The 1279-nt window shown below is 44.6% G+C and carries 1 protein-coding gene and 1 pseudogene; one reads left to right on the top strand and one right to left on the bottom strand.

What is annotated here, in order from left to right:
- Nucleotides 1-528: pseudogene (gene eno, locus PGX78_RS08375) on the top strand (phosphopyruvate hydratase); the annotation flags it as partial.
- Between the two features lie 145 nt (nucleotides 529-673).
- On the opposite strand, the gene PGX78_RS08370 reads toward eno, so the two are convergent.
- A partial coding sequence (locus PGX78_RS08370) for a PdaC/SigV domain-containing protein (protein ID WP_442864825.1) occupies nucleotides 674-1279 on the bottom strand: 606 nt, incomplete at its 5' end.

Genomic DNA, 1279 nt, shown 5'->3' with positions numbered 1-1279 from the left:
GAATACGTCTTGCCTAAATGCGGTAAGAAATATACATCCGAAGAATTGGTCAACCACTGGAAATCCCTGGTCGAAAAATATCCTATTTATTCCATTGAAGACGGCCTGGATGAAGAAGACTGGGAAGGTTGGCAACATATGACGGAAGTACTCGGAGATAAGGTTCAACTCGTAGGCGACGACCTCTTCGTTACGAACACACAACGTCTTTCCAAGGGCATTGCTCAAGGCAGCGCTAACTCTATCCTTATTAAACTCAACCAGATCGGGTCCCTTACGGAAACGCTCGACGCCATTAAGATGGCTCATCACGCCGGCTTTACTGCCATCGTTTCCCACCGTTCCGGCGAAACGGAAGATACCACCATTGCCGACTTGGCAGTCGCTTTGAATGCGGACCAGATTAAAACCGGTGCTCCTAACCGAAGTGAACGCGTAGCTAAATACAACCGCTTGCTTCGCATTGAAGAAGAGCTGGGTGACAGTGCCGTATATCCGGGCTTCAACGCCTTCCAGCAAAAACACTAATACAAATAAAAAGACGTATGGCATTTGCCATACGTCTTTTTATATTCTCTAACAGAGTTCTCTTTTATCACCCACTTGTCTTGTACAAATCAACGTTGTACACAGGCCGCTTTCAGTATAGTGAGCCACCTCAAGCTTATATGAATCAGCTGTTCATACGATTGAAATATTCAATAGCCTTCGGACTGAATTCAATAAACGTATTGCCGTATGAGAAAGGACCCAGTTCATACGGCTGATATACGAGATTGATATATCCCCTGCCGATTAAGAAGTAGTTGTCCGATGCATAGTTTACATGCCATCCCCGTGGTAGATATGTTTTTTTACGAGTGCTCGTATAAAAGGAGAGGACCCCGTCTCGTACAGCAGTATCCAGTTGTTTGGCACTTGCAATTTTGACGTAGTTATATAAAGGAATCCGTTGGCCCGTTCTCTTGTCATATACCATGCCTTGGGTTCGATATGAGCCGTGAGCTGCCCCGGCACGATAATAATATGTTGTTAACAAGAGAGAAACTACGTCCTTATCTTCATAGGTTACTTTATAGCTTTGCGATACTTGATAGACATGATCCCTATAATAGGCATTCTTAGCTTCACCTACATAAGCGGAAATATCCGTATTAATAGCTGTCTGAGCTGCCGCATTTTCCGTATAAACGAGTGGATACTTCAAATCCATATTCATATCCGTTTGGCTGCCCGTCACTACTTCGGCATACGCCGGTAGGATCGCCAAGGTGCTTAA

It is taken from the genome of Megasphaera sp. AF13-6AC (assembly GCF_027685385.1).
In the GTDB taxonomy this organism is placed as follows: Bacteria; Bacillota; Negativicutes; order Veillonellales; family Megasphaeraceae; genus Megasphaera; species Megasphaera micronuciformis.
This window is presented reverse-complemented; position numbering and strand designations above follow the sequence as displayed.